The 24,373-nt window shown below is 42.7% G+C and carries 25 protein-coding genes and 1 tRNA gene; 17 read left to right on the forward strand and 9 right to left on the reverse strand.

Annotated features, from left to right (window positions below):
* The first annotated feature begins 31 nt into the window (after positions 1-31).
* From MINF_RS06005 to MINF_RS06015, 3 genes are all read left to right on the forward strand, one after another.
* Positions 32-2,110 (forward strand): ATP-dependent DNA helicase RecG, encoded by a 2,079-nt coding sequence (locus MINF_RS06005; RefSeq protein ID WP_048810208.1) that lies wholly within the window; start codon positions 32-34, stop codon positions 2,108-2,110.
* 79 nt (positions 2,111-2,189) lie between these two features.
* Positions 2,190-3,773, forward strand: coding sequence for a Do family serine endopeptidase (locus MINF_RS06010; protein WP_012463692.1), 1,584 nt, complete (start codon positions 2,190-2,192; stop codon positions 3,771-3,773).
* 89 nt (positions 3,774-3,862) lie between these two features.
* Entirely contained in the window at positions 3,863-4,714 is an 852-nt protein-coding gene (locus tag MINF_RS06015; RefSeq protein WP_012463694.1) for a rhomboid family intramembrane serine protease, read from the forward strand.
* Between the two features lie 22 nt (positions 4,715-4,736).
* Here the strand turns inward: MINF_RS06015 and glpX are convergent, their stop codons facing one another.
* Both glpX and MINF_RS06025 read right to left on the reverse strand, forming a co-directional pair.
* The gene (gene glpX, locus MINF_RS06020) at positions 4,737-5,831 is read right to left on the reverse strand and encodes a class II fructose-bisphosphatase (protein ID WP_238523445.1); all 1,095 of its coding nucleotides are present in this window, start codon (positions 5,829-5,831) and stop codon (positions 4,737-4,739) included.
* A gap of 127 nt (positions 5,832-5,958) precedes the next feature.
* A tRNA-Pro gene (locus MINF_RS06025) sits at positions 5,959-6,032 on the reverse strand.
* A gap of 89 nt (positions 6,033-6,121) precedes the next feature.
* On the opposite strand from MINF_RS06025, the gene nadD reads away from it, so the two are divergent.
* The 8 genes from nadD to MINF_RS06070 all read left to right on the forward strand — a co-directional run bounded on the left by nadD (position 6,122) and on the right by MINF_RS06070 (position 13,486).
* Positions 6,122-6,736, forward strand: a complete 615-nt coding sequence (gene nadD, locus MINF_RS06030) for a nicotinate-nucleotide adenylyltransferase (protein ID WP_012463697.1) — start codon at positions 6,122-6,124, stop codon at positions 6,734-6,736.
* Positions 6,737-6,880: 144 nt separating this feature from the next.
* Complete coding sequence (gene rsfS / locus MINF_RS06040; protein ID WP_238523446.1) at positions 6,881-7,288, forward strand: ribosome silencing factor; 408 nt, start codon at positions 6,881-6,883, stop codon at positions 7,286-7,288.
* Between the two features lie 32 nt (positions 7,289-7,320).
* Positions 7,321-8,352 (forward strand): potassium channel family protein, encoded by a 1,032-nt coding sequence (locus MINF_RS06045; RefSeq protein WP_012463700.1) that lies wholly within the window; start codon positions 7,321-7,323, stop codon positions 8,350-8,352.
* Positions 8,353-8,544: 192 nt separating this feature from the next.
* A complete protein-coding gene (locus MINF_RS06050) occupies positions 8,545-9,483 on the forward strand; it encodes a UDP-glucuronic acid decarboxylase family protein (RefSeq protein ID WP_048810484.1) in 939 nt (312 codons plus the stop codon).
* 37 nt (positions 9,484-9,520) lie between these two features.
* A complete protein-coding gene (tsaD, locus tag MINF_RS06055; protein ID WP_048810485.1) occupies positions 9,521-10,576 on the forward strand; it encodes a tRNA (adenosine(37)-N6)-threonylcarbamoyltransferase complex transferase subunit TsaD in 1,056 nt (351 codons plus the stop codon).
* A gap of 69 nt (positions 10,577-10,645) precedes the next feature.
* Complete coding sequence (locus MINF_RS06060; RefSeq protein WP_012463703.1) at positions 10,646-11,815, forward strand: nucleoside-diphosphate kinase; 1,170 nt, start codon at positions 10,646-10,648, stop codon at positions 11,813-11,815.
* Between the two features lie 36 nt (positions 11,816-11,851).
* The gene (locus MINF_RS06065) at positions 11,852-13,015 is read left to right on the forward strand and encodes a pyridoxal phosphate-dependent aminotransferase (RefSeq protein WP_048810210.1); all 1,164 of its coding nucleotides are present in this window, start codon (positions 11,852-11,854) and stop codon (positions 13,013-13,015) included.
* 69 nt (positions 13,016-13,084) lie between these two features.
* Positions 13,085-13,486 carry a YidH family protein gene (locus tag MINF_RS06070; RefSeq protein WP_012463706.1) on the forward strand — a complete coding sequence of 134 codons (402 nt, stop codon included), beginning with the start codon at positions 13,085-13,087 and terminating at the stop codon, positions 13,484-13,486.
* On the opposite strand, the gene MINF_RS06075 is transcribed toward MINF_RS06070, so the two are convergent.
* Complete coding sequence (locus MINF_RS06075) at positions 13,483-14,673, reverse strand: hypothetical protein (RefSeq protein ID WP_048810211.1); 1,191 nt, start codon at positions 14,671-14,673, stop codon at positions 13,483-13,485. The two genes, MINF_RS06070 and MINF_RS06075, sit on opposite strands and share 4 nt — an antisense overlap.
* An 80-nt stretch (positions 14,674-14,753) precedes the next feature.
* On the opposite strand from MINF_RS06075, the gene mdh reads away from it, so the two are divergent.
* Positions 14,754-15,689, forward strand: coding sequence for a malate dehydrogenase (gene mdh / locus MINF_RS06080; RefSeq protein WP_048810212.1), 936 nt, complete (start codon positions 14,754-14,756; stop codon positions 15,687-15,689).
* 23 nt (positions 15,690-15,712) lie between these two features.
* Here the strand turns inward: mdh and MINF_RS06085 are convergent, their stop codons facing one another.
* Positions 15,713-16,066: a hypothetical protein gene (locus MINF_RS06085; protein ID WP_012463710.1), complete on the reverse strand. Its 354-nt coding sequence runs from the start codon at positions 16,064-16,066 to the stop codon at positions 15,713-15,715.
* 20 nt (positions 16,067-16,086) lie between these two features.
* Entirely contained in the window at positions 16,087-17,343 is a 1,257-nt protein-coding gene (locus MINF_RS06090; protein ID WP_012463711.1) for an exo-beta-N-acetylmuramidase NamZ family protein, read from the reverse strand.
* 67 nt (positions 17,344-17,410) lie between these two features.
* Between MINF_RS06090 and MINF_RS06095 the strand changes: the two genes are divergently transcribed.
* The 4 genes from MINF_RS06095 (at position 17,411) to MINF_RS06110 (ending at position 21,023) form a co-directional block, all read left to right on the forward strand.
* Positions 17,411-18,052: a site-2 protease family protein gene (locus MINF_RS06095; protein ID WP_012463712.1), complete on the forward strand. Its 642-nt coding sequence runs from the start codon at positions 17,411-17,413 to the stop codon at positions 18,050-18,052.
* A 17-nt stretch (positions 18,053-18,069) separates the two neighbouring features.
* A complete protein-coding gene (locus MINF_RS06100; RefSeq protein ID WP_012463713.1) occupies positions 18,070-19,104 on the forward strand; it encodes an Mrp/NBP35 family ATP-binding protein in 1,035 nt (344 codons plus the stop codon).
* 109 nt (positions 19,105-19,213) lie between these two features.
* The gene (locus MINF_RS06105; protein WP_048810213.1) at positions 19,214-19,441 is read left to right on the forward strand and encodes a hypothetical protein; all 228 of its coding nucleotides are present in this window, start codon (positions 19,214-19,216) and stop codon (positions 19,439-19,441) included.
* A 157-nt stretch (positions 19,442-19,598) separates the two neighbouring features.
* Positions 19,599-21,023: a DUF4339 domain-containing protein gene (locus MINF_RS06110; RefSeq protein WP_012463715.1), complete on the forward strand. Its 1,425-nt coding sequence runs from the start codon at positions 19,599-19,601 to the stop codon at positions 21,021-21,023.
* A 72-nt stretch (positions 21,024-21,095) separates the two neighbouring features.
* Here the strand turns inward: MINF_RS06110 and MINF_RS06115 are convergent, their stop codons facing one another.
* On the reverse strand, positions 21,096-21,659 hold the full coding sequence (locus MINF_RS06115) for a DUF4337 family protein (RefSeq protein ID WP_148205164.1): 564 nt from the start codon (positions 21,657-21,659) through the stop codon (positions 21,096-21,098).
* A 229-nt stretch (positions 21,660-21,888) separates the two neighbouring features.
* Here MINF_RS06115 and MINF_RS06120 point away from each other — a divergent pair, with 229 nt between their 5' ends.
* Complete coding sequence (locus MINF_RS06120; RefSeq protein WP_012463717.1) at positions 21,889-22,113, forward strand: hypothetical protein; 225 nt, start codon at positions 21,889-21,891, stop codon at positions 22,111-22,113.
* 73 nt (positions 22,114-22,186) lie between these two features.
* On the opposite strand, the gene MINF_RS06125 is transcribed toward MINF_RS06120, so the two are convergent.
* From MINF_RS06125 to dtd, 3 genes are read right to left on the reverse strand one after another with little or no spacing between them, the layout of a single operon-like run.
* Complete coding sequence (locus tag MINF_RS06125; RefSeq protein WP_048810486.1) at positions 22,187-22,978, reverse strand: ABC transporter permease; 792 nt, start codon at positions 22,976-22,978, stop codon at positions 22,187-22,189.
* 25 nt (positions 22,979-23,003) lie between these two features.
* Entirely contained in the window at positions 23,004-23,729 is a 726-nt protein-coding gene (locus MINF_RS06130) for an ABC transporter ATP-binding protein (protein WP_012463719.1), read from the reverse strand.
* A gap of 54 nt (positions 23,730-23,783) precedes the next feature.
* Positions 23,784-24,221, reverse strand: coding sequence for a D-aminoacyl-tRNA deacylase (gene dtd / locus MINF_RS06135; RefSeq protein WP_012463720.1), 438 nt, complete (start codon positions 24,219-24,221; stop codon positions 23,784-23,786).
* Between the last annotated feature and the right edge of the window lie 152 nt (positions 24,222-24,373).

The following is a 24,373-nucleotide window of genomic DNA, read 5'->3' on the forward strand; positions in this document are numbered from 1 at the left end:
CAACTCGTGCTGATCTATAAATCTTTTGAAGATGAATGAACTGGCAAAACTTGAATATGTAGGACAAAGACGGGCTTTCCTCCTTGAGAAACTCGGGATTTCTTCCCTTAAAACCCTTCTTTTTTATTTACCTTTTCGGTATGAAGATCGCCGCCTCCAAAAACCTCTTTCTCTTGCCGCTGACGATGAAAAGATTTTGTTTAAGGCTACGGTCGTGGAGGTTAAAAAAGAACGGCTCAAAGCCAGGAACATAATCAAAATTGTCCTCCTTTCTTTGGACGATCATAGGGAGAAGCTCGTAGGGATCTGGTTTTGGAAAGTGCTGCCGGAATACCTTTCCGTGGGCAGAAAAGTCGCTGTGTATGGAACGGTGCGGAAATTCAAAGGGAAATGGACAATGTGGCAACCGGAGATCGAATGTTTCGAGGAGGAGATCCAGTTGCAAGCATCCCTTCATATTAGCCGGATTGTTCCCATATACTCTACAACCTCAGGCCTTTCACAAAAGATCTTAAGGCAGATCATCTACTCCCAACTTTTAAAAATTCCCATTGAATCTCCTGATCCCTATCCCATGCCCGCCGATACCCCCTTGCCTACCCTGGGTTTTGCCCTAAGAAAGATTCATTTTCCGGATACCCTTGAACAAATTCAGCCCTGTAAAGATCGTATCGCTTATCATGAATTTTTCATTGAACAGCTTCGAATGGCCTATAGGAAAAAAAAACGAGCCGAAATAAAAAAGCGGAGACCTTCTCGACGTTTCTCCCTTTGCCCGGGTTTTCTTTCTTCCCTTCCCTTCAATCCCACATCGGCCCAAAAGAAGGCCATGGAAGAAATAGATCGGGATTTGGAATCAGCTTCGCCCATGAACAGGCTTCTTTTAGGAGACGTGGGATCGGGTAAAACTCTTGTTGCCGTTTATGCTGCAATCAAAACAGTCGAAAGGGGTCAAAATGTGTTGTTCATGTCTCCTACAGGAGCCCTAGCCAGCCAACATTACTTGACGCTAAAAAAATGGCTTAGCTCTCTAGCCGTCCCCCTTTTTTACATTGGCAGGGATGTCGGCCAAAAAGAAGAATTCCTGCCGACAGACAATGAAAATGTTTTTTTTCATGAACACCCTAGCGATCTATCTCCAGGCTCTCTTCCAGGAAAAGTTTTCGTGGGAACCCATGCTTTACTTTTTCGCTCGTTCAATCCTGATTCCCTAGGGCTCGTTATTATTGATGAGCAACATAAATTCGGAGTGGAGCAACGGGCCGCCCTGGCCAAAAAAGCGCTCTATCCCGATATCTTGACCATGACCGCTACTCCCATCCCTCGTACACTGGCTTTGTCCTTGTATGGCGACCTGGACTTTTCCATTCTCGATGTTCCCCCGATAAATCGGGGCAAGATAATAACCGCCATCCGCTCCTCCGAATCCTTGCCCAAAATATGGGAATTTATGAAGCGGCTGCTTCGGCAGGGAACCCAAGCTTACGTGGTCTTTCCTACGATCCACGAATCAAATGATCCCGATCTGCCTTCCTTGGAAAAAGGATACGAGGAACTTAAAAAGATATTCAAGGAATTCCGGCTGGGCATGGTCCATGGAGAGATGCCCCCTCTTGAACGGGAAGTTGTCTTTGAATCATTTAGAAAGAATGAGATTCGGCTTTTAGCCGCCACCTCAATCATTGAAGTCGGCATAGATATACCGAATGCTCGTATCATGGTTGTTTTTGGAGCCCACCGGTTCGGACTTGCCCAGCTCCATCAAATTCGAGGCAGAGTGGGTCGTGGTCCCGGAGTCTCTTATTGTATCCTCCTTGCCGATAAGCAAAGTCAAGAAAGCAGAAAAAGGCTAAAGATCTTGGAACTTTCCAAAGATGGATTTGAAATTGCCAAAGAGGACATGAAATTGCGAGGGCTAGGAGAATTTTTTGGTTCTCAGCAAAGCGGCAAACACACCTACATAACCGCCGATCCCATAGCCCAAGAGTCGCTTCTACTCAAGGCGAGAGAACAAGCCTTAAAAATTCTCTCCGAGGATCCCGATCTTTCTTTAAATCCCAAGTTGCGCAAATATCTTAAAGAAGAAAACCTGGATCCTCGAGATACTTAAAATTCATCGCGATCGAATAATACTTTTATACAATAAAAAAGATTTCAATATTATATTTAATACTTGTAAAACATTCTCTATGGTTTTTATGTTTTGGGGGACTAAAAATAAAGATTTTATCCTTACCCTTTCTGGTTTTATAATCGCTGGACTTGTTGGCCTGCTTATTGGTCTATCGGCCCTTTTTTTCATAAAACCGGCTGCGCCCAAGACTACCCAACCCACCCCCGTGGAAATTCCTGTTGCCCGAGCTTTGCCGGTCCATCCGGCCGAAATAGGAGTTTTTCGTCACAATCTTCTTGAAACTCTTAATGAAGAATATGTTAGAGTGATCGGTCAAGCTCTTCCTGCAGTTGTCAACATCTTTTCTGCTCGTCCGGTAGAAGGCTCTGTTGACTTGGAGGAAGGAAACCAAAAAGAGACGAAACAAAAAAGAAAAAGTTGGAAAAAATCTCCCATCGATGAAGAGACTTCACTCGGCTCCGGGATAATTCTGAGCTCTGACGGGAACATCTTGACCAACGCCCATCTTGTTAAAAATGCGAGGGAAATCAGGGTCCAGCTTTTTGACGGGCGCAGATACGAAGCAAAGCTGCTGGGCATCGATTCCCCCACGGATGTGGCCGTTCTTAAAATAGCCGCTCAACACCTTTCCATTCTGCATTGGGGAGATTCCGATGCTTTACAGGTAGGAGAGCAGGTATTTGCCGTGGGCAATCCTTTCGGACTCGCCGGTTCGGTTAGCCGAGGCATAGTCAGCGCCAAGGGGAGGAATCCTACCCTATCCTCTACCAGTTACGAGGATTTTATCCAGACCGATGCGGCCATCAACCCGGGCAACTCAGGAGGAGCATTAATTAATGTCAAAGGAGAGCTAGTAGGCATCAATACGGCAATTTATTCTGGCAATGGAGGATCCAATGGTATAGGTTTTGCCATTCCTAGTAAACTTGCCAAGTTCGCCTATGTGAGCCTGCTTGAAAAAGGGAAGGTTGTCCGTGGGTTTTTAGGTGTCGAAACCCAAGAAGTGGATGAAGATCTCCAGCAGATTTTCGGTCTTCCCAACTCCGAAGGAGCCCTCGTTACCAAGATCGAACCTCGTTCCCCGGCTTCCAAGGCGGGTTTACAAAGAGGAGATATCATTGTCAGGTATAACGACATACCCGTCAAGGATCCCGCCGAATTAAGGATCTCTGTTTCCCAATCCCCTGCGGGCAGCAAAGTTCCCATCGTTTTTTACAGGGAAGGCCAGCGCCACCAAGTTTTTGTCGAAATCACCGAGCAACCCGACAACATGAATACCCTTTCGCCTGATGAACCCGGGGGGAATCCTTCTTGGAAAGTAACCGTCACAGGAGACCTTCAAAATGTTTTTGGGGGTCTTCACGTGGTCGATTTAGATCCTATATTGAGATCCAGGCTTTCTCTCAGTCCCCGAGCCAGTGGCATTTATCTTGTCGATGTCGAAGGGGGGTATCCCGCCTTCGACGTTCTCTATCCGGGTGATGTTATCGAAGAAATACGCAGGCCGGGAAGCGCTCCCATAAAAATCCACTCCGTCGGTGAATTTCTTAAACTCATAAAAGAAATTCCCGCTTCGGAAAACGTGGCCGTCTTCCTCCAGCGGGGAAACAATCAAATGTTTGTCCTCCTCAAGCCCTAGAAAAATAAAGGGGATAAATTAAATGGATCTTTACAATTTGTTTAAAAAAGAAAAAGATTATTTACCAAAGAAAGATATGGGTCAAAATTATGAATATGCCGTACTGGTCGAATGAACAGGGCGGCGAACCCCTGTTTTGGGTTAAAAATAGACCGGTTTATTTAACCGGCCTTCTTATCATTATTCATTGTTGTACCTTTATAATTGGGGTTTTAGCTGCCGCTTTTGATTTTTCTCCTTGGTTTGTTGAACTCTCTTTCAATACTCGATCAGTTCTTCTCCACACCAAGGTCTGGCAGCTCTTAACCTATCCCTGGGTGCATACGCCTTCGTTGGCATTTGCCTTGGATATGCTTGTCCTTTACTGGTTTGGTCATGACGTGGAACATGTTCTTGGGAGAACCAAGTACCTTCTCCTTTATTTTTCCCTGATCTTCCTTCCTGCTGTTTTGTCATTAAGCATTACGGCCATCGATCCCACCTTAACCGGTATCATGAATGGATCGGATTTAATCCATTTTTCACTTTTCATCGCTTTCAGTTGCTTGTTTCCTTCATCAGAACTCTTTTTAGGGATTCAATCAAAATGGGTGGCCATCATTTTCCTTGCCCTCTTTTCTTTAATCGATATCGCTTCTAAATCCTGGATGCATTTATTCTGGTTCTGGTGTTCAGTGGCTATTGCGGCTTACTCTATTTATGGAAGAAAAGTTTTTCATTTTCTTTCCCCCCTCAAAACGAAGATAGCTGCTCGCAAGATACAAAAACCCAAGGATCAAGAATCCAGCCCGTTATACAAGAAAAAAACTGACGGGGATGAAACGATAGATGCGATCTTGGACAAAATAGCGAAAAAGGGGATGGGCAGTTTAACCAAGTCCGAACGTGCTGCCTTGGAAAGAGCCAGGATCGCCCTGTTAAAAAAAGACCAGAAAAAATGAAATACCTTAGAGAAAATCGCCTTCAAAGAAAGGCTTCGGATTTAGGCATACTTACGAACTTTTCTCCTTTTTCACTGCGCAAACGGATGGTTTTATAGTTAAGGTTGTGATAAGTTTCTATTTTTCTAATCGTTCTGTTTTTTGCCCTCATCAAAAGAGATGTTGTAATGGCATACTTGTCGGTAAATCGGACCCCGGGGATTCCCGGGCAATCCGTAATCGCCGTTGCACAGAAAATGATGTTCCCTCCTTTGGCCAGATCATCGGTATAAAAAATCTGATCCAACCGATCCCCCCATCCCTGCTCAACCAAATATTGCCTTTCTCTTTCATCCTTAGGCCACAACCGGATTTGAATTTCTCCCCCCAAGCATTTAATCGCTGCTGCGGCTAAAACCGCTTCAGGAGCTCCTCCAATACCAATATAAACATCAATGCTCCCGCCCGGAAGGGAAGGCAGCATGGCGGCCGTAACATCTCCATCCCCAATCAATCGCAAGGCGCATCCCATCGATCGGATTTCTGCAATAAGCCGTTCATGCCTAGGCCTGTCCAAGACACATACCACCAGGTCGGTCAATCTTTTTCTAAGCCCCCTGGCGATTATGGGAAGAAGTTCATCTACTGGACTTGTCAACTTCAGGCAATCCACCCCCAAAGACCGAATGTAATTTTTGACTTGTGGTCCATAAGCAAGCTTCATGACATAAAAACAGGGAATATCTAGAAGGGCACATTCCACGCCCGGTTCGGGAGAAGCCGCAGCTATTACAGAGAGCGAGCTGCCCGTTCCCTTGGATACGTTGGTCGTCCCATCTATGGGATCTACGGCTATATCATATAAGGGAGCCTGAGGAGTCCACTTTCCCAGTTTTTCGCCTTTAAAAATGCCGGGAGCTTGATCTTTAAGCCCTTCTCCAATAACAACTTCTCCCCTAATATCCATAAGATCAAACATACCCCGGATAGCATCTGAAGCAGCAGCATCGGCTTTTTCTTTGTCTCCACGGCCTAACCACCGATAAACAGTTAAGGCGGCTCCTTCCGTCGCACGAACAAAATCAAACTGGATTATCCTTTCGATATCCGGGTAATTTTCTACTTGGTTGCTTGCCATGGTTTTCATAGCTTAATGAAGAGAGAGTTTTGGCTTTTTCCAAACAATAAAATTAAGGGAATTATTAAAAACAATAAATAAAAGATATTGAAGTGGGAAAGAAATAAAACGAAAAAAAACAAAATAATCGGACCGGCGAGATTTGAACTCGCGACCTCTTGCACCCCAAGCAAGCGCGCTACCAGGCTGCGCCACGGCCCGTTTCTTCTTTTTTAACTACAAAAAGTATTCAATGACTAACAAATCCGATTTGCACTCGCAATGTCAATTATAATTTATTTCCTTGCTTTATGATCAAGAAAACAACTTCATTTCGTCTGGCCATATTTGGAGGCAGTTTTGATCCCATCCATTATGGGCATCTCATTTGCGCAATGGATTGCCTGGAGCAAATTTCTTTAAACAAAATTATCTTCATGCCCTGTTCCCGCTCACCGTTTAAGAAACAAAATCCGGTTGCCTCGGCCCTGCAGCGCCTGGAAATGATCCAGTTGGCCATAAAACCTTTTAAAAACTTCGAGGTTTCTTCCTTTGAGGTGCAAAGTCCAGCCCCTTCCTATTCTATCAGAACGGTACAAGAATTCCATAAGCTTTATCCCCATGCCGAGCTTTTCTGGATTATCGGCTCCGATCAAGTTCCCGGTCTGCCTCGTTGGAAAGATTATGCCGAACTGATCCAAATCGTTAAATTCATCGTTGTATCAAGGTCTAATTATTATCCTTATGAAAAAAGAGATTATCTTGTTCCCTTGCCTAAAATCCGCTACGTGGATATATCTTCGACGGAAATTCGTGAAAGAGTTAAAAAAGAGTTGCCGATTTTCCATCTTTTGCCTCAAGCCGTTTTCCAATATATTAAAGAAAATTCGATTTATATCCCTAACAGAACAGTTCATGAAAAGTAGGCCGGAGGACTTGACTCAAGCTTTTCAAGCCCTTTTGCACAGGCTTCCGTTTCCCGTCTTCTTTTCAATATACAGAAGCTCAACAGCCGACAATAAGTCCATTTCATGAGTTCAAGAAAAACATCCTCTAAAAACAAGAAGGCTATGAATATTCTAACCCAAAAAGTAAACATCTCTTTATCCCCAAGCCCGGCTTCCCCTGATTCTCCAACTGAAGAGGAAGCTCTTTTGCTTGCACAAAGCTGTAAGAAAGTCATCCTCGAAAAGAAAGGGATCTCTCCGATTATCTTGGATTTAAGGAAAATATCTTCATTTGTTGATTTCTTTGTCGTTTGTACGGCCACCTCCGAGCCTCACTTGAAAGCTCTAGCCTTTGGATTAGAGCAAAAAATCCGTGAAGAGTTTAATCTCCATCCTCTTCACATAGAAGGCTCTCCCAAAAGCCACTGGGTAATTATCGATTATGGACCCGTCCTGGTGCATGTATTTATGGAAGAAGAAAGGGCCTTTTATGAATTGGAAAAACTCTGGGGTGATGCTCCCGTACTCTAACCTTAAACTCTAAGCCAACGAGGCCCGGTCCCTTGGTTGCAATCCCTAATCCAAAAGCCTCTTCAAAAAAATTTAAACTCGCCTTTTTTATTCTTTGCCTTCTTCTCTTCACCGGTGCTTTAGGCTACCGCTTCATTGAAAAAATTTCTCTTCTAGATTCCATCTACATGACCGTTATTACCTTAAGCACCGTCGGATACAAAGAGGTTGTCCCCCTTTCAATCCCTGGAAAAATATTTACCATTTTTCTTATTGTCAGCGGGGTGAGCCTCGCCGGATATTCGGCTTCTACGGCCTTGGCCTACTTTTCTTCCGGAGAGTGGAAAGAAGATATTGAAAGGAAGCGGAGAGACAAAATGATTCGAAAATTAACAAACCATTATATCGTTTGCGGTTATGGCCGCACGGGAAGGTATGTTGTAGAAGAACTCAAAGCCGAAGGGAAAAGCTACGTGATCATTGACACCGATCCGGAAAAAATATCTCATCTTAGCGCAAGGGGAGAACTGGCTATTTTAGGAAGCGGTTCCGATGAAGAGGTTTTAATCGAGGCCAAGATCAAGGAAGCCAAGGGCGTGGCTGCCGTAACCTCCATCGATAATGAAAATATTTTAATCGTGTTGACCGCAAGATTTCTCAATCCTTCTATCCTTATCGTGTCAAGAGCTTCTTCAAAGAATTTTGAGCAAAAGTTAATAAAAGCGGGAGCAAACCACGTTCTTTTACCCCAAAAAGTGGCGGCTTGGAGAATTACTTCGATGCTAATCCGTCCGGAAGTCGCTGATTTTTTCTGTGAAGTAGCCAATGTAGAAGGCAACGAACTTGTTGTTGAACAGATCCTTGTTTCCCCTTCTTCCTCCCTCGTAGGTCAAACTCTTGCCCAGTCCCAACTCCATAGTAACCTTAATGTAACCATTTTGGCCTGCAAATCGCCAGACGGGACATGGATGCATGCTGTTGGAGGAAAAACTACCCTTTGTGCAGGAATGACCTTGATTGCTCTCGGAAGTCGAGAAAACTTGCATAAGCTTTTAAAAATAGCCAATCCCGGCTCATTTTCCTAAAAAAGTGTACAAAGAGAAAAAAAAAATTAAAAATATTAATTAATTTTAAGTTTCATCCTCTTTTCCAAGTCCGGGAGATCAAAAAAAATATTTCTTATGATTTTCTTTCTTCATCGTATCGTTAAGCTTTAATTCCCATTTAGAATTTTGGAAAATGAAGAAAAAAGATTAACCTTAAAAAAATTGAATTTTATGAAAACTGCGGTTGTTACAGGAGCAGCGGGGTTCCTTGGTAGCCATTTGGTCGATAAACTTCTTGCTTCGGATTATCGTGTCATTGGCTTAGACAACCTTATTACCGGCAGCTTGGCCAACCTTGAACACCTCAAGCACGACTCAAGATTCGAATTAATTATTCAAGATGTAACCGAATATCTCGACATTCCCGGGAAAGTGGACATTGTCTTTCATTTTGCTTCTCCGGCGAGTCCCATCGATTATTTGGAGTTGCCCATCCAGACATTAAAAGTCGGCTCCCTGGGAACTTACCGGGCTTTAGGAATGGCCAAGGTCAAAAACAGCTCCTTTTGTTTAGCTTCCACCTCCGAATGTTACGGAGATCCCCTGGTGCATCCTCAAACTGAAGACTATTGGGGAAATGTCAATCCTATTGGACCTAGGGGAGTTTACGACGAAGCCAAGAGATTTGCCGAGGCCTTGACGATGGCCTACCATCGCGTTCACAGAATTCCCACCTATATCGTGAGAATTTTCAACACTTTTGGTCCACGGATGAGATTAAGGGATGGACGGGTGGTTCCCACCTTCATATCCCAAGCACTTGAAGGAAAACCCCTGACCGTTTTCGGCAATGGCTCTCAAACACGCAGTTTCTGTTATGTTTCTGATTTAATTGATGGCGTATATGCCCTTGCCCATTCGGATTACCATGAGCCGGTAAATTTAGGAAATCCCAAGGAAATGACTATTCTTGAATTTGCAAAAACCATATGCAGGTTAACAGGAGTTCCAGAAAACATTATTTTTGAACCCCTCCCCGTTGACGATCCCAAGCAAAGAAAACCCGATATCACCCGAGCAATGAGAATTTTAGGGTGGAAACCCTGTGTCGATACAGAAGAAGGGCTAAAAATAACCATCCAGTGGTTTAAAGAAAGATTAAAAAAATAAATATCCTCTTCCTTTTAATATTCAAAGGTAATTGTTTATGCTCTGGCTTGGAATCGAGTCTTCTTGCGATGAAACAGCTATCGCTCTTGTCAAGACCATTGCCGGCAAAAATGTGGTCATGGCCGACCGATGTATTACTCAAGCCCCCCTTCATAAGCCTTTCGGTGGCATAGTCCCCGAATATGCTGTCAGGGAGCATTCTAAAAACCTCCCCCTGCTTCTCCAAAGCATGATCAGGAGCAAAAGCTTAAATCTTAAAGAGGTGCAAGCCATAGCCGTAACTGAAGGCCCCGGGCTGATGGCTTCTCTACTTGTAGGCAATGCGTTTGCAAGGGGACTTGCTCTAGGGCTTGGAATACCGGTCTTTGGAGTAAACCACTTGGAGGGGCATCTCTTTTCCCCTTTTATCGGAAGAGAAGAAAAGCTAAAATTTCCTTTTCTTGGCCTCGTTGTGAGCGGCGGTCATACTCTCTTAGCACGGGTGGAAGGCCCAAGACAATACAGCATGATCGGTTCAACCATAGACGACGCTGCAGGTGAAGCGTTCGACAAAGTAGCTCGCCTTCTGGGGTTAAGCTATCCTGGAGGCCCGGAAATTGAAAAACAGGCTGAGCGGGGCAATCCCCATTCCCATAACTTCCCCATAAGTTTAATTGAAAAAAATAATTATAATTTTAGCTTTAGCGGTTTGAAAACGGCCGTTAAATATTTTTTAGAAAAAAACAAAGAGAGCCTCTCCAAAAATAAAGAATTTTTGGCTGATGTTTGTGCTTCTTTCCAAGAATCTGTCGCAAGGGTCATTCAAGAAAAAACGATCGCTGCAGCCAAGAGCTTTTCTCTCTCTCTCATTGCCGCATCGGGAGGAGTCCTTGCCAACAAAAGAATCCGAGAACTTTTAGAAAAGAAAGCCCTTGAAGAAGGAATAGAAGTTCTTTTTGCCAAGCGACAGTTTTGCACGGATAATGCCGTGATGATTGCTTTTGCAGGAGCCTTATTTTATGCTTTGGGATTGCCGATAACGAAAAGTTTTGAACTGAACCCAAACTTTTCATTGTCCGATTTCAAAACCCAGGCAAATATAAACAGATTTTGACAGGACAAAATAACAAAAAAATAGTAATAATCATAAAACTTTTAAGAAATTCAACGATACAGAAAGTCTATGGCACAAGAACTCAGTTATGTTATCATCAATCCTTATACACTCTATAAATCAAGAACCGGAGTCATTCTTTCAAGACTCCTTTCCCAAAGTTCTCTTGAACTGGCGGCTGCAGCGATGTATTCCCCAAGCGCGGATCTCGTTATCGAGTATTCTAAAATGATTGTTACGGAAAACGATCCTCAAGACAGGCAAATCCAAGAATTGATTCGGGACTATGTTCTTGAAAATTATATGCCTAATCCGTTGACCGGAGAACGCCAACGAGTCATGGTCCTGCTTTTCAAGGGAGAAAATGCCGTGACCAAGACAAGGGAAGTCGTAGGCAACATTAGCCACCGCAGCAAAGGAGGAGAAACGATCCGAGACACTTTTGGCGACCTTATTTTCAACCGGGATGGTTCGGTAAAATATTTTGAACCGGCTGTTCTCGCCCCTCCCTCAGTAGAAGAAGCTAAAGCTAAGCTCCTCCTTTGGAAAAAATACTTCGATCGGGACTCAGGCATTCTCTCCCCTATTCTTCCTACTTATAATCAACCCGGCCATCAAAGAGCGGTGGTTATTTTAAAACCCGACAACTTTCGCTTTCCCAGCGGAAGACCGGGATACGTAATCGACATGTTTTCTCGGACGGAGCTGGCGATTTCGGCCATCAAGGTCCATCACATGAGTGTCGCAGAAGCCGAAGAGTTTTATGCCCCGGTAAGGATAGCACTCCAAGAAAAACTGAAAAAGCCCGCAGCAACCAAGGCCAAGGAACTTCTTGAATCGGCCCTAGGGATTAATATCGATTCAGCTCGAGAAGAAGAACTGGGTAGGCTTGTTGGCCCTCTTTATGCCGAGGGACAATTCAACGCCATAGTTCAATTTATGACCGGGATCGATCCCAAAACTTGTTCTCCATTACAGAAAAAAATGCCAGGCAAAGAAAAATGCATTGTGTTAATTTACGAAGGGATCGATGCGGTCAAAAAAGTCCGGGAAGTACTCGGACCTACAGATCCTGCAAAAGCTCCCCCAGGTTCTATTCGAAGGGAGTTTGGCCAAAGCATCATGATTAATGCCGCTCATGCTTCTGATTCCCCTGAGAATGCGGAAAGAGAGATAAAAATCTTGAACATGCACCAGAATAATTTTGTCTCGATCATACAAGAAACTTACGGAAGCTAACCCTGAAATTTCAAAAGAAACAACAAGGAAAACATTATGGAAGTTTCATCTCGAGTCAGAAAGATCAGTCCTTCCCTTACCCTGGCTTTAGACAGTAAAGCCAAAGCCATGGCTCAAAAAGGAGAAGATGTCGTCAATTTCACCTCTGGAGAACCCGATTTTGATACCCCAGAACACATACGAGCCGCGGCAATGGGTTCCCTCGACGCTAACTTTACCCGCTATACCCCCTCTTCGGGAATTCCCGAGTTAAAAATGGCCATTTGTGAAAAGTTAAAAAAAGACAACGGCTTAGAATATAGCCCAGAGCAAATTAACGTGAGTTGCGGGGCCAAGCATGCCTGTATCAATGTTATTTTAGCTACGGTGGATCCGGGCGACGAAGTGATTATTCCCGCCCCTTATTGGGTGAGCTATCCTGAAATGGTGAAGATTGCCGGTGCCGAGCCCGTTATTGTCCAAACCACGGCTGAAAATGGGTATAAGATAACTCCCCAACAGTTTGAAGAGGCGATGACTCCAAAAACAAAAATGATCATCATCAACACTCCGTCTAATCCTACAGGCAGCGTTTATTCCAGGGAAGAATTAGAAGCCATCGCCCACGTAGCCCTCGAAGAAGATATTCTTATCCTGTCGGATGAAATTTATGAAAAACTCATCTACGATGATTTGACTCATTACAGTATAGCTTCATTGAGCAAGGAAATTTACAACCTTACCTTTACGATCAACGGCTTTAGCAAAACCTATGCCATGACCGGTTGGAGGCTTGGTTATTCGGCCTCTCCTCTTTGGGCAGCCAAACAGATCATCTCTTTGCAAAGTCATATGACTTCAAATGCGACTTCATTTGCCCAAAAAGGGGCGCTTGCCGCCTACAAGGGACCACAAGACTGCGTTGTCAGCATGCTTGAAGAATACAAACAAAGGCGGGAATATATCCTTAAAGTCCTTTCGAACATCGGCAAAATTTCTTACACAACGCCACAAGGCGCTTTTTACATTTACATTAACATCGCCCGCACCGGAATGAGTTCTACAGATTTTGCCCAGAAATTACTGGAAGAGGAAAAAGTGGCCGTAGTCCCGGGAATCGCTTTTGGAGATGATCAATCTATCCGGCTTTCCTATGCTACGCACATGGAAAGAATTAAAACGGGACTGGAGCGGTTTCGCCGGTTCATAGAAAGGCTATAAAAGAGAGCCTCTTTGAAAAGTTTTTTCCTCCCTTTAGATTGTCCCCTATAAGTATAGGGATCAATCCTGATGAAAAAAAATTTTGGCGATCATTCGGCCAACGAAAGGACCTTTTTAGCCTGGATCAGGACAGGAATAGCCATTATGGCATTCGGGTTTCTTGTTGAAAAATTCACCCTTTTCCTTGATTACATCGGTATCGTATTTGAAAAAAACCCCCAATCTCATTCCCGGTTCTTTGATCCACTTGTACCCTGGATGGGTTTTATATTCATGGCTCTTGGGGTTATAGCCATCCTGGTTGCCTCTGCACGATTCTATTGGAATGCCAAACAGATTGACAGCGAGAGCTTATTCGTAGCCGAAAAAGCTTGGATGAATGTTTTGCTTGGCATTTTAATCGGTTTAGCCGGCCTTGTTCTTGCTTTTCTAGTAGGCAAAAATATTCTCTTTTCGGCTGAAGCTCCTTAAAACTTTCCCTGTACACTGAAAAGAAAATACCTGTTGGGAATCTGCAGAGATTCATATTTCATATCCGGTTCGCCCAATAAATATTTCATGTCCAGCCTGGCTGAAAAATCTTTAGAAAGTTGAACTTGGGGGCCAAAAGAAAGGTAAAGCCGGCTTCCTTGATCTGTATAGAGGAGTTCTTGGGAACCGGCAGTATATTTGCAATCTTGGAAGTCTGTACCAAAATTCAAAGAGGCTTTTGAAGAAACCACCTGTTTCCATTCTCCAAAAAAATCGTTGAAATTTTCATAACCTAATCCTTGGTCAAAAACAAGCTTGGAAAACGAGGTTCCCACGGTCACATAACCTTTGGAATTGACCGCCCAGTTTATCCCCTCTCTTAGGCTTGGCATTGTCCAACCGTAGTTATAGTTGAGGGCTTCAAAGCTTGAAAGGGCGGTTGCCTGGTTAAAAGAACCTTCTGTCCAAAACGTTAGAGGAGTATTCCGGATCGCCTGTTCGACCCTGACTGACAACAAAGAATCGGATTGGTTGTAGATATAAGACCAATCCGGGATAACCATTCCATACTCATTAAGGGAGTTGCTTAGGGAAAGAGAAAAAGAGGTCTGCAGCGGAGATTTATAGGACAGGTCTATACCGCTGCCTTCCGTCATAACATTATAGGTTTGCCAATTGTTAAAAGTAGAGGACTGGTTAATCCATGCCTTGGTAGAAAGACCGTCAAGTTCCCAAGAAAGAGAAGCTGAGTTGACCGTATTGAGATTATTGAGAAGGGGTGAAGAAGCGGCCAATCTAAAAATTGGAGCTTGGGTGCCATTCAAAGGATCAACATTTTGAATCGATGTCGAAGGACTGATAACAAAAGAGAAATGATCCGCGGGTTTGCTTTCAAAAGTCAAACCATAGCCTCCTTGATCTTCGATAAGTTGAAAATTTTTTCCTCCGGAAGAGTTAAATTGGGTGTCGCCCGTAGAAACCCGAGAAAAAATTCTTGTTCGGGAACTTTGGTATATCTCATTATCAGAAAAAAGGATAGGAGTTTGGAATATTTCCCTAAGATCTTTTTCCTTGATATCCATGTCCTCATCCAATAAAGATTGACTGTTCAACATCCTTGGAAAAAGTAAAACAACAAAAAGAAAGACTATCCAAAAAGGCACAAAGGAAGTTTGTAGAAAATTCATTTTTTTTCAAAAGTATTTTTAAAGTCCTTGGAATAACAACAAATAGGAAATAAAGGTGCTTAATATAAAAGAAATTTATAATTAAAATGAAAATATCAATTATTGGAGCAGGATTCGTTGGGGCTACGACAGCACAAAGAATTTGGGAAAAAAACCTTGGAGATGTTTTTCTTTATGACATCGTTGAAGACATGCCTCAAGGGAAAGCCTTGGACATGATGGAATCGGCTCCTTTACTAGGGGTCGAATCCAAGATCGTGGGGACAAATAGGTTCGAAGATTGTCAAAATTCGGATATTTTTATAATCACCAGCGGATTGGCAAGGCAGCCGGGAATGTCAAGAGATGATCTCCTGAACAGAAATGCAGAAATAGTCAGTGGAATCGCCGAAAACATTCAGCGTTTTTCTCAGGATTCTATAATTATTGTCGTTTCTAACCCCGTTGACGTGTTGACCTATCTCATGGCGTATAAAACAAAGTTCCCAAAGAATAGAGTCATGGGCATGGCCGGCGTTTTGGATTCTGCAAGATTTCGTTATTTCATTGCTGAGGAACTGGGGATAGCTCCTCAAGAAGTTCAGGCAATGGTTTTAGGCGGTCACGGCGATGAAATGGTTCCTCTTTCAAGGTTTGCAACTGTATCCGGTGTAGGAATAGAACATTTTCTTCCAAGAGAAAAAATAGATCAGCTTATAAAGAGAACCCGAGAAGGAGGAGCGGAAATCGTTAAACTCCTCAAAAAAGGGAGCGCTTATTACGCTCCCTCTGCAGCGATAATGGAAATGGTGGAAAGTATCGTTAAAGATCAAAAACGGCTTTTACCCTGCTCTGCCTGGTGTGAGGGACAATACGGGATTCATGACCAATATGTTGGCGTACCCGTAATTCTTGGGAAAAACGGGATCGAAAAAATAGTCGAACTTCCCCTTACCGGGAAAGAGCTTGGAGAACTTCAAGAAAGTGCCCGACACCTGGCCGCAAACATAGCGAAATTAAATCTCAGCCACAGGTAAACAAAATCAAGCTGTTTTACTCCTTACGGACTTGACTCGGAAAAAACGAGATTGGAACGCAAAAGAAAATCGGCAAGGGTGTTTTTAAGAAGGATGCGGTGAATGAGAACCCCATAGTCCGTTTTTTCAAAATATATTCTAAATTCTTTATAGCGAAACCGATAAATATTCCGGTTGTCTCTTTCAGCTTTGCCAATGCTCTCTGGATCAGCCGAAGATAGGGCTTGAGGCAAGTTTCCCAGTCCATCCATAACTTGGAACTGCATGGGTTTTGAAAGCTGTGAAAGATCCTGTTCGCTTTGATAACTAAAGACAATCTGAAAAGGTTTCTTATCCTCTATCCGTTTCTCAAACAAACTTTCTAGATCTATCTGCATAGTTTAAATAAACCTTAACCTTATTGCTGGTGGTCCTGGGAAGAATATAACAGGTATTTTTTCCTCTTCTCTTTGAAATTTTGTATATAATTGTCCCAACCTTCAACTATTTCTTGTATCCTTTTGCCGGAAAGGAAGCCTCGCCTGATCTCATCGCTACCACAGTACCTGTCGAAATACTCTATCTGATCGGCATTAAGGGAAGCCAGAGGAGCTTGATTGAGTTCGATCATCAACTCCTGAAGCAAATTAAGAGCTATGTCTACAAGTTTAACCTTAGAAAATTCTTGGATGTGGACCTGGCATCCCCCCACTCTCCTTTCTCGAAACTTTCCAAAAAATGGCCAATAAACAACGGGGCTAAAATAACAAAAAGGCAGCTTTCTTTTGTTCATTTGGCGACTAAAAACATAGGGATCGAGCCGTGGGGATCCTATGAATTTGTAAGGGAAAGCTGTTCCCATCCCGATGTCGATTTCAGGGCTTATACCTAAAAAGGAGCTGACGGCAAAATAAAAAGGACTATCTTCATCAGGCAAATAGGGAGAAGGAGGATACCAACTCAAACCGGTATCCTTCCACAGCATGGCTCTATTCCATCCTTTCATGGGCACAAGCGTTAGCTTTGGTTTTTTAAAAATCCAGTTTTCACCGTTAATCATTCCGGCCATTTCACAAGGAGTCATCCCATGGATATAAGGAATATCCCATTCACTATAAAAAGAACGAAAGCGGTTATCAAAGGGGATTCCTTCAACGCGTTCTCCACCTAAAGGGTTAGGGCGGTCAAGAACGTAAAATTCTATGCCGTTTTCAGCTGCAGCCTCCATGGCAAGCCCCATCGTACTTAAAAAAGTAAAACTTCTCGTGCCGATATCCTGCAAGTCAAATACAAGAACGTCAACATCACGAAGCATTTCAGGGGTCGGTTTAAGATCATCACCGTATAAGGGATACACGGGAAGGTTGGTATGGGGATCGACATAAGATGAAGCAGTTGCCTTGAGGGGTTCTAAACCAAACAAGCCATATTCAGGAGTAAACAAAGCTACAAGTTTTACTTGTGGAGAATGAAAAAATAGGTCTATGGTAGAGATCCCATTTTTATTGACAGCAGAACGATTAGTAATTAAACCAATTCTTTTTGTTTCCAATCCATGAAAATGATTTTCTACAAGCACATCAATTCCCAAATCGATGGCTGCTGCTTGCAAATCATCCAGATAAATGGAAAGTATAATAAGGAAAGCATAAAAGGATATTGACACAATACGCATGAAAAGAAACCTACCGCTTTTTATTTTTCAATGAACAGTTGTTCAATCCCCTAAAGATTTTTTTCCCATGAATCCTTCTCTAGATAAACTCTATGTCTTTCTCCTCCTTATTCCTCTTGTTACAATCCATGAACTTGCCCATGCTTTTGTAGCAACCTTGATGGGCGATAGCACCCCTAAAGAAGAAGGTCGATTGACCTTCAATCCTCTTGCTCACATGGATCTTTTTGGGACCTTGATCATACCCGCTATCAACATTTTCGTCCTTCCCGGAGGATTCGGTTTTTTTGCTTGGGGCAGGCCCGTTCCTACCGATCCACACCGGCTAAAAAACCCGAGGGTTCAAGGAATTCTGATCGCCCTTGCCGGGCCTCTTGCCAACGTTGTTGTGGCATTCCTACTCCTTGTAGTCGCCAGGCTGGTCATTCCCCATGACCATAAACTGGGTGAACTTTTTGCAACCTTGGTACTCGCTTCTATTTTTCTTTCTGTTTTTCATCTTCTTCCCATTATGCCTTTTGACGGTTGGACTATTATCAAAAATATTTTTAAAATCAGTGATCAATGGGAACGCCAAATGGGTCTCTTTTGGTTTATAGCTATTTTAATTTTCCTCAATCTTCCCCCAGTTTATCATTTTTTGGAATTCTCGGCCTATCAACTCTTCATATTATTAAACCACCTTTCAGGCTCTCCATTGAGCCGATAAGAAACACGCTTTGAATTATGTCCATACTTAGCAAGGAACTCATTTTAAATCAACTGAAACAGGTCCGTTATCCTGGGTTCAGCAGGGATATTGTCTCTTTTGGCCTTGTCAAAGAAATAGAATCGCTTGAAGGGGAAGTTCGTATTAAACTTGAACTTTCCAGTCCTAATCCCGATGTTCCCGGACAACTGGAAAAAGAAATCAAATCAAAACTCTCTACCCTTGAAGGTATCGGTAATGTCCAGGTTGTCATTAAACGACCGGAATCTCGGTCCCTTCCTAAACCTTCACCCACAGGCTCGGAAATTAAACATATTATAGCCATTGCCAGCGGCAAAGGAGGTGTCGGGAAGTCCACCGTTGCCGCCAATCTTGCCTGTGCACTTTATAAGAAAGGCCTGGATGTTGGACTCTGCGATTGTGATATATATGGCCCCAGCATTTCCATGATGTTTGGCACGATAGAATCTCCCCAGATTACTCCCGATGAGAGGCTTATCCCGGTAGAACGCTACGGTCTAAAACTAATGAGCATGGGCTTTTTGCTCGAAGCTGACCAACCTGCCGTTTTAAGAGGACCCTTGGTCACCCGTTATACGCAAGAGTTTCTTAAAAACGTGGATTGGGGAAATCTCGATTTTCTAGTCCTCGATTTACCTCCCGGCACAGGGGATATCCAACTGACGATCGTCCAGACGGTTAGGCTTTCAGGGGCGGTTATCGTGACTACTCCTCAAGAAGTAGCTCTCGTCGATGCCAGGAAAGCGGTCAGCATGTTCAAAAAAGTAAATGTTCCTATCCTGGGGATTATAGAAAATATGAGCTATTTTCTTTGCCCAAGCGATAACCAAAAATATGACCTTTTTGGTTGTGGTGGAGGCAAAAGAGAAGCTGAAAAACAAAATGTTCCCTTTTTAGGGGAAATTCCTATTGAACCCGAACTGCGTATATCCTCTGATCAGGGACTGCCCATCGTTTTGTCCGATCCGGATAGAAAAACAAGCCGGGTTTTCCTCGAAGCGGCAAAAAAAATTATTGACTTTTTGAAATAACATCTTAGCATCCCATTTTTAATAAATATTGCCCCACTGAAGACAATTTATTGTAGTATTTTATTAATAGGATTTCATGTGAAGAATCGTGAAGATTCGGAGGGATAGAATGGAGGAAAACAAAGAGATGGAGTGTATTTCTACGCTGCTAAAAAATTCGACTCTTTATCAAGAATTTCTACTCGAAAGAGAGGAAATTTTAAAGCACAAGTGGATTGAAAGTGAAAAAAAAGGCTACGATATAGGTTTTGAAAAAGCCCTGCTCGATTGGGTCATTAATCATCGGAGCAAGTGGCTGGCCAGTCGAAAAAAAAGCATTGATCAGAGCAAGAGCTGAACAGGGTTCAGGGTTTGTTTTTTAATCTTTTTAAATTTCGAAGATTGACCAAGGGACTTTATCTCCATAAAGGAACTTTTTCCCGGAAGGATAGTTAATTAAATAATAATATTATTCTCTGCGTTTTTTCGAATCTCTAGGGTGCAGAGGAAATCCTATGGAAATCTTTATCGTCTTATCCGGGAAAAAAGAGGGTCCTTATTCCATGGAGGAAGTCCTTCAGCTCCTCGAAAAAGGAACTATCAATACTCAAACCCTGGCTTGGCGCAAAGGATTAAAAGATTGGGAGCCCCTTGGAAAATTAATTCAAGAAGTTCAAGAAGCCGAGCAAAAAGGATCTTCTCCAGGTGAAGAAAAAAATGTACAAAAGGAAGAACCTGTAACCCAAGGAGAGATTCCAGGAAAAGAACCTAAAACTGATCCATTAATCCAGTTACTTAAGGCCTCTGAACAGGTTGAAGCTTGGATGGGCCAAGAGCTGGCTAATTTTGGGCTGCAAGTCAGCCCCACTAAATCGCATCCTTTAGAACCCAAAGTTTGGCTCGAGTACCATCTGGAATTTCCCCATCCCAACTCTCAAGAGATAACCGCTCGATCATCGGCCCTATTTCAATTTCTATACACCCCTTTTCGCCAATTCGAACAGGAGGTTCGCCTTTCATTATCCATAATGGGGCAAACGAAACGTTTCTGTGTCGTCGATCTTACCCAAGAACACGTTAAACAAATTGTAAAAACCCTTCTACTCAAATTTCCTGACCCTTCTTCTCCTTTTTCCCTTTGCCATTTTCATCAGAAAAGAGCCTTTCCCTGGCAACTGTGGTTAACTCCTAACAAAATTACCCGCATCCAACCTATCAATACGGTCAATTGGGCTAGGCTGCTTTGGATAATCGGCCTTCTCTTTATCCCCTATTATGGAGTAGGCTTCCTCATTCTGCTTTCTGGATGGTTTCTCTATCAATCCGCTTTTCATAATGGATACTATGTGATTCGATCCGCCTGGCCTTCCTTTGCTCCCTTGATTCCCAAGAACCTCATTTTGCGCAGCTTAGTGCTAAGATCAAAGGCAACCGAATTAAGTCAAATAAAGGAATTTTTAGAAAAGGAATATGCCCAAAAGTTGTCTCCAAGCGTTGAGCCGCTGCCTCCTGATTATACATTTTTTTTGCACAGGCAGAATAGAATTTATTACAAAAGGGATCAATCGTTCGGTTTTATCGAGTTAGCCCCTCAAAAAGAGGATTTGAGGCTCACTGTCGCTGCTTATGAAAATTCCGGGGCATGGAAGGAAAAAGCGATCGGTTATGGGAAAGATCTCCTCACCCATTCTTTCTGCGTTCTTGTCGAACCCAAAGAAACGATTAAAACCGGTGATCTCCAAAAATCAGCCCTTGAGGCTTACACCTTTGCCCACAGCCTCTATATTCATGTAGTACAAGCGATTGAAAAATTATACGAAAGACCTATTCTTTCTCTAGATGTATACCAGGACTGCGATTTTCAAAAATACGAAGTAAACAAAGAAACCTCGCTGGTAGACCTCCTAAAGTCGGGATCAAGGTGGATATTTCCCTTATAAAAGATAAAGATTACACAAAGATCTCATGGTCGTGTTATCTTTTCCCTGGACAAAGGTCTTTCCCCGCTCCATTTATTGAAGCAAGGCTGCTGAAAACACGATCAATCCTCCCATAGCTAAAGAGACCGCCAAGTACCATACCGGTTTTTTTTTCATCAATGCCGAAACGGAGGACAAGGCGATTCCAACCTGGACAAGGATGCCCGCCATTCTAAAAATATGATGCTTGTGGTAATGCCGATCGCTTTCCTTGATCCTTTCTGTAACTTGTTCTTCGAGGAGCTTGGCTTTTTGCTCAATTTCCTTTTTTTCTTTTTTGTATCTTTCTATCTCCTGCTCAAACTCCGGCCTAGGGTTTAAAATATTGGCGATGCGATAACCCGCTTCTCGCATGGATTTAGCCTGGAAAAAATTCCACATGTCCGTTGCCTTGTCTTGTAATAAAATAGCTTCGTTCCTTAAAATAATCGCTTCGGTAACACTATTCTCCGAATCCGCCGCCACAATCGTTCCCAGCACCGCCATGAGGATGATCGAAAAAGAAACATGAAAGAGCCATTTTTCTTTTTTTCTTTCTTCCTCAAGCCTTTCTTCAATAATCTCGTTGGCTTTTTCTTCAATCGGATTTTCAGGCATATCTCTTTTTAAATCTATTGATATAATTGATAAACTTAAAAAAAAAGAATTGCTTATCATTCTTTTAAATTCTTTTTTATGAAAATAAATCAAAAGTATCCTCCATTTTCGATTTCAAAACGACTTTGCACGGATTTCCTATCGCTAACATTTTATGCAATTTTTATTTATTCTTATTTGCTTTTTATTTGGTTTATATCATAATATTTTCTAATCAATGGAGTAAACTATGAATATTAATGATGTAATTGCCTTTATTGTTTCTTCCTTTGGTACTCTTGTAGGACTTATCGTTCTTTTTCTTCTGTTTGGTGGATGGATTTTAGCTCTAGTTGGAGCAACCGTTTTCAGTAGCTTTTTTGCCGCCACACCCTCCAGGAGCACAACAACCAAAAAACAAGAAGAGCAGTTAGCCATCAAAGAAGAAATCGAAACGGGTTTACCGGCCAAATAACGCACCATGGTCTGCAAGTTTTGAACCCAAGGGATGTGAAGAGCGGGCGGGTGCTGAAGAAGAGTGAAAAAGTTCATTGCGTGCCTAATTTCACAAGAAGACCTTTTTCTTTGGCAATCGAAAAAAAGAACTTAAAAAGAAGGAAAGAAAGGGTCAAATAACAAAGGTTTAAAAGGGTTGCCCACAAGAGGTGACTGTAGGCATAGTTTCCCTGAAGGCCACTTCTCAGGCCCTCAAATACATGTGTTGCAGGGATAAGAAAAGAAAAAGGGCGTATGGAGGAAGGAAGAACTTCCAGGGGATAAAAGACGGCAGCAAAGGGTTGGAATAGAATCGGTATAGCCCAAGCCAGGGACTCGGCGGCTTGACCCCACCTTATTAACAAGGATATCGTTAAAATTCCGCAGGCGGATCCCATCAAGAAAAGGTTGCCAAGGAGAGGTAGTATGTAACTGCCCAGTTGCATCAAGTTAAAATGATATAAAAAAGCCGCTATCACTCCCAAAAGTCCCAGTATGATAAGAGACTTTATGACGCCTACGAGAATGGCCGCTGCGAAAAACTCCTCAATAGTTATCGGGCTGACGAAAAGATTGATCAAGTTCTTTGACCATACATCTTCTAAGAAAGATACCGTAATTCCCAACTGTGTCCTATAAAGCACATCCCAAAGGATCATGGCTCCGATCAGAAATTGAAAGGGCCCGGACAGATTGTTAGATGAGCCCGAGAGATAAAGGGTAAGGTATCCCCAAACAAGGAGGTCCATGACCGGCCAGAAAATGAACTCTAGGATACGAATCCAGCTCCTTCTATAAATGTAGGTATACCGTAAAAAAAGACCCAAAATCCTTTCTTTGTTCATCGTTGAAAAGAAAATAACCTTGGGATTATTTTCTAACCAATTGAATAAAAAGCTCTTCCAGGCTTTTTTGCTTAAATTGCCGAACAATCTCAAGAGGGATTCCCTGGGTAATGATTTTCCCCGATTTCATAAAAATAATCCGATCACAAAGTCTTTCTACATCTCGCATGTTGTGGGAAGTGTAAACAATGGTTAGTCCTGTTTCCCTTCTCAAATTGAGCAATAACTCACAGACTTTATCGGCTATGCTGGGATCAAGACCAGCCGTTGGTTCATCTAAAAATAAGAGCCTGGGCTCATTGAGCAAGGCCTTACACAAGCAGGTTCGAGTCAATTCTCCTGCGGATAGAAAACCCGTAATTTTGTTTTGTAAGTGGGCAATCTCCAACTGGTTAAGAAGAGAAAGGATTTTCTTCTCCGGGTTTTTAACTTGGTAAAGGCGGGAAAAGACGAGCAGATTTTCTTTTACAGTTAAATTGGAAGGCAAGCTGGTGTAACCCGAAGCAAAATTTGAAAAGGATAAGATTTCTCTTCTTGAAGAACCGGGGGACAAGCCGAAAATCCGGATGGAGCCGGAACTGGGTGTTAAGAGACCGAGTAAAAGATGGATTAAAGTGGTTTTACCCGCCCCATTGGCTCCCAAAAACCCGACAATTTCCGATTCCATGACCGTAAAGGAAACTTGATCTACGGCAACAACCTTTCCAAATTCCTTTCTTAAATCCTTTACTTCAATGGCTACGTCTTGCATAAAAAAGAACTCCTAAGCTTTTCTTGGGTAACCTCTTTTACCTATGGGGTTGGGCTAACATTTAAGCCAAAACGTAACAGGCCCGTCGTTAATCAAGTATACAGACATATCCGCTCCAAAATAGCCTTTCTTCACCGCTTTATATTTATTCTCTATTTGCCCGCTGACATAATCGAAAAGTTTTTTTGCAACTTCTGCAGGGGCTGCCATGTCAAAACTAGGCCTTTTGCCCTTAGCGATCTTCCCTGCCAAGGTAAATTCAGGGACGATCAACAACTCCCCACGGATATCAAGCAAAGAAAGGTTCATTTTTCCCGATTGATCGGAAAATATTCTGCAGTTCAAAACCTTTTCGATTAAGAGGTCTCCATTTTTTTCGTTATCCCCTTTCTCAATGGCCAAAAACAATAAAATGCCCCTGCCGATAGCACACACAGGGAGTTGATCGATCTCCACGGCCGCTTGCTTTACTCTCTGGACCAAGCCGATCATACCTAATTTTACTTTATCTCTTGTTATCTCTTTGCTCAGTATGATTTTTAAAAATTTCTCTGTAAGCAGGATTTGCGGCTTGACGGCTTGAAATTTTATTCCTAATAAAACTGGGTTGCAATGGAACTCGGCATTCCAGTTCTTGGGAAAAT

The organism is Methylacidiphilum infernorum V4 (assembly GCF_000019665.1).
Lineage (GTDB): Bacteria > Verrucomicrobiota > Verrucomicrobiia > Methylacidiphilales > Methylacidiphilaceae > Methylacidiphilum > Methylacidiphilum infernorum.

Bases quoted from the DNA above. Each gene is read 5' to 3' on its own strand.
- tsaD (WP_048810485.1), top strand. From the start codon at position 9,521: ATGCTCTGGCTTGGAATCGAGTCTTCTTGCGATGAAACAGCTATCGCT.
- MINF_RS06015 (WP_012463694.1), top strand. From the start codon at position 3,863: ATGAATATGCCGTACTGGTCGAATGAACAGGGCGGCGAACCCCTGTTT.
- rsfS (WP_238523446.1), top strand. From the start codon at position 6,881: ATGAATATTCTAACCCAAAAAGTAAACATCTCTTTATCCCCAAGCCCG.
- MINF_RS06085 (WP_012463710.1), bottom strand. From the start codon at position 16,066: ATGCAGATAGATCTAGAAAGTTTGTTTGAGAAACGGATAGAGGATAAG.
- MINF_RS06065 (WP_048810210.1), top strand. From the start codon at position 11,852: ATGGAAGTTTCATCTCGAGTCAGAAAGATCAGTCCTTCCCTTACCCTG.
- MINF_RS06110 (WP_012463715.1), top strand. From the start codon at position 19,599: ATGGAAATCTTTATCGTCTTATCCGGGAAAAAAGAGGGTCCTTATTCC.
- MINF_RS06010 (WP_012463692.1), top strand. From the start codon at position 2,190: ATGGTTTTTATGTTTTGGGGGACTAAAAATAAAGATTTTATCCTTACC.
- MINF_RS06130 (WP_012463719.1), bottom strand. From the start codon at position 23,729: ATGCAAGACGTAGCCATTGAAGTAAAGGATTTAAGAAAGGAATTTGGA.
- MINF_RS06050 (WP_048810484.1), top strand. From the start codon at position 8,545: ATGAAAACTGCGGTTGTTACAGGAGCAGCGGGGTTCCTTGGTAGCCAT.
- nadD (WP_012463697.1), top strand. From the start codon at position 6,122: ATGATCAAGAAAACAACTTCATTTCGTCTGGCCATATTTGGAGGCAGT.
- MINF_RS06100 (WP_012463713.1), top strand. From the start codon at position 18,070: ATGTCCATACTTAGCAAGGAACTCATTTTAAATCAACTGAAACAGGTC.
- MINF_RS06075 (WP_048810211.1), bottom strand. From the start codon at position 14,673: ATGAATTTTCTACAAACTTCCTTTGTGCCTTTTTGGATAGTCTTTCTT.
- MINF_RS06005 (WP_048810208.1), top strand. From the start codon at position 32: ATGAATGAACTGGCAAAACTTGAATATGTAGGACAAAGACGGGCTTTC.
- MINF_RS06115 (WP_148205164.1), bottom strand. From the start codon at position 21,659: ATGCCTGAAAATCCGATTGAAGAAAAAGCCAACGAGATTATTGAAGAA.
- dtd (WP_012463720.1), bottom strand. From the start codon at position 24,221: ATGATCGGCTTGGTCCAGAGAGTAAAGCAAGCGGCCGTGGAGATCGAT.
- MINF_RS06125 (WP_048810486.1), bottom strand. From the start codon at position 22,978: ATGAACAAAGAAAGGATTTTGGGTCTTTTTTTACGGTATACCTACATT.
- MINF_RS06120 (WP_012463717.1), top strand. From the start codon at position 21,889: ATGAATATTAATGATGTAATTGCCTTTATTGTTTCTTCCTTTGGTACT.
- MINF_RS06105 (WP_048810213.1), top strand. From the start codon at position 19,214: ATGGAGGAAAACAAAGAGATGGAGTGTATTTCTACGCTGCTAAAAAAT.
- MINF_RS06070 (WP_012463706.1), top strand. From the start codon at position 13,085: ATGAAAAAAAATTTTGGCGATCATTCGGCCAACGAAAGGACCTTTTTA.
- glpX (WP_238523445.1), bottom strand. From the start codon at position 5,831: ATGGCAAGCAACCAAGTAGAAAATTACCCGGATATCGAAAGGATAATC.
- MINF_RS06090 (WP_012463711.1), bottom strand. From the start codon at position 17,343: ATGCGTATTGTGTCAATATCCTTTTATGCTTTCCTTATTATACTTTCC.
- MINF_RS06060 (WP_012463703.1), top strand. From the start codon at position 10,646: ATGGCACAAGAACTCAGTTATGTTATCATCAATCCTTATACACTCTAT.
- MINF_RS06095 (WP_012463712.1), top strand. From the start codon at position 17,411: ATGAATCCTTCTCTAGATAAACTCTATGTCTTTCTCCTCCTTATTCCT.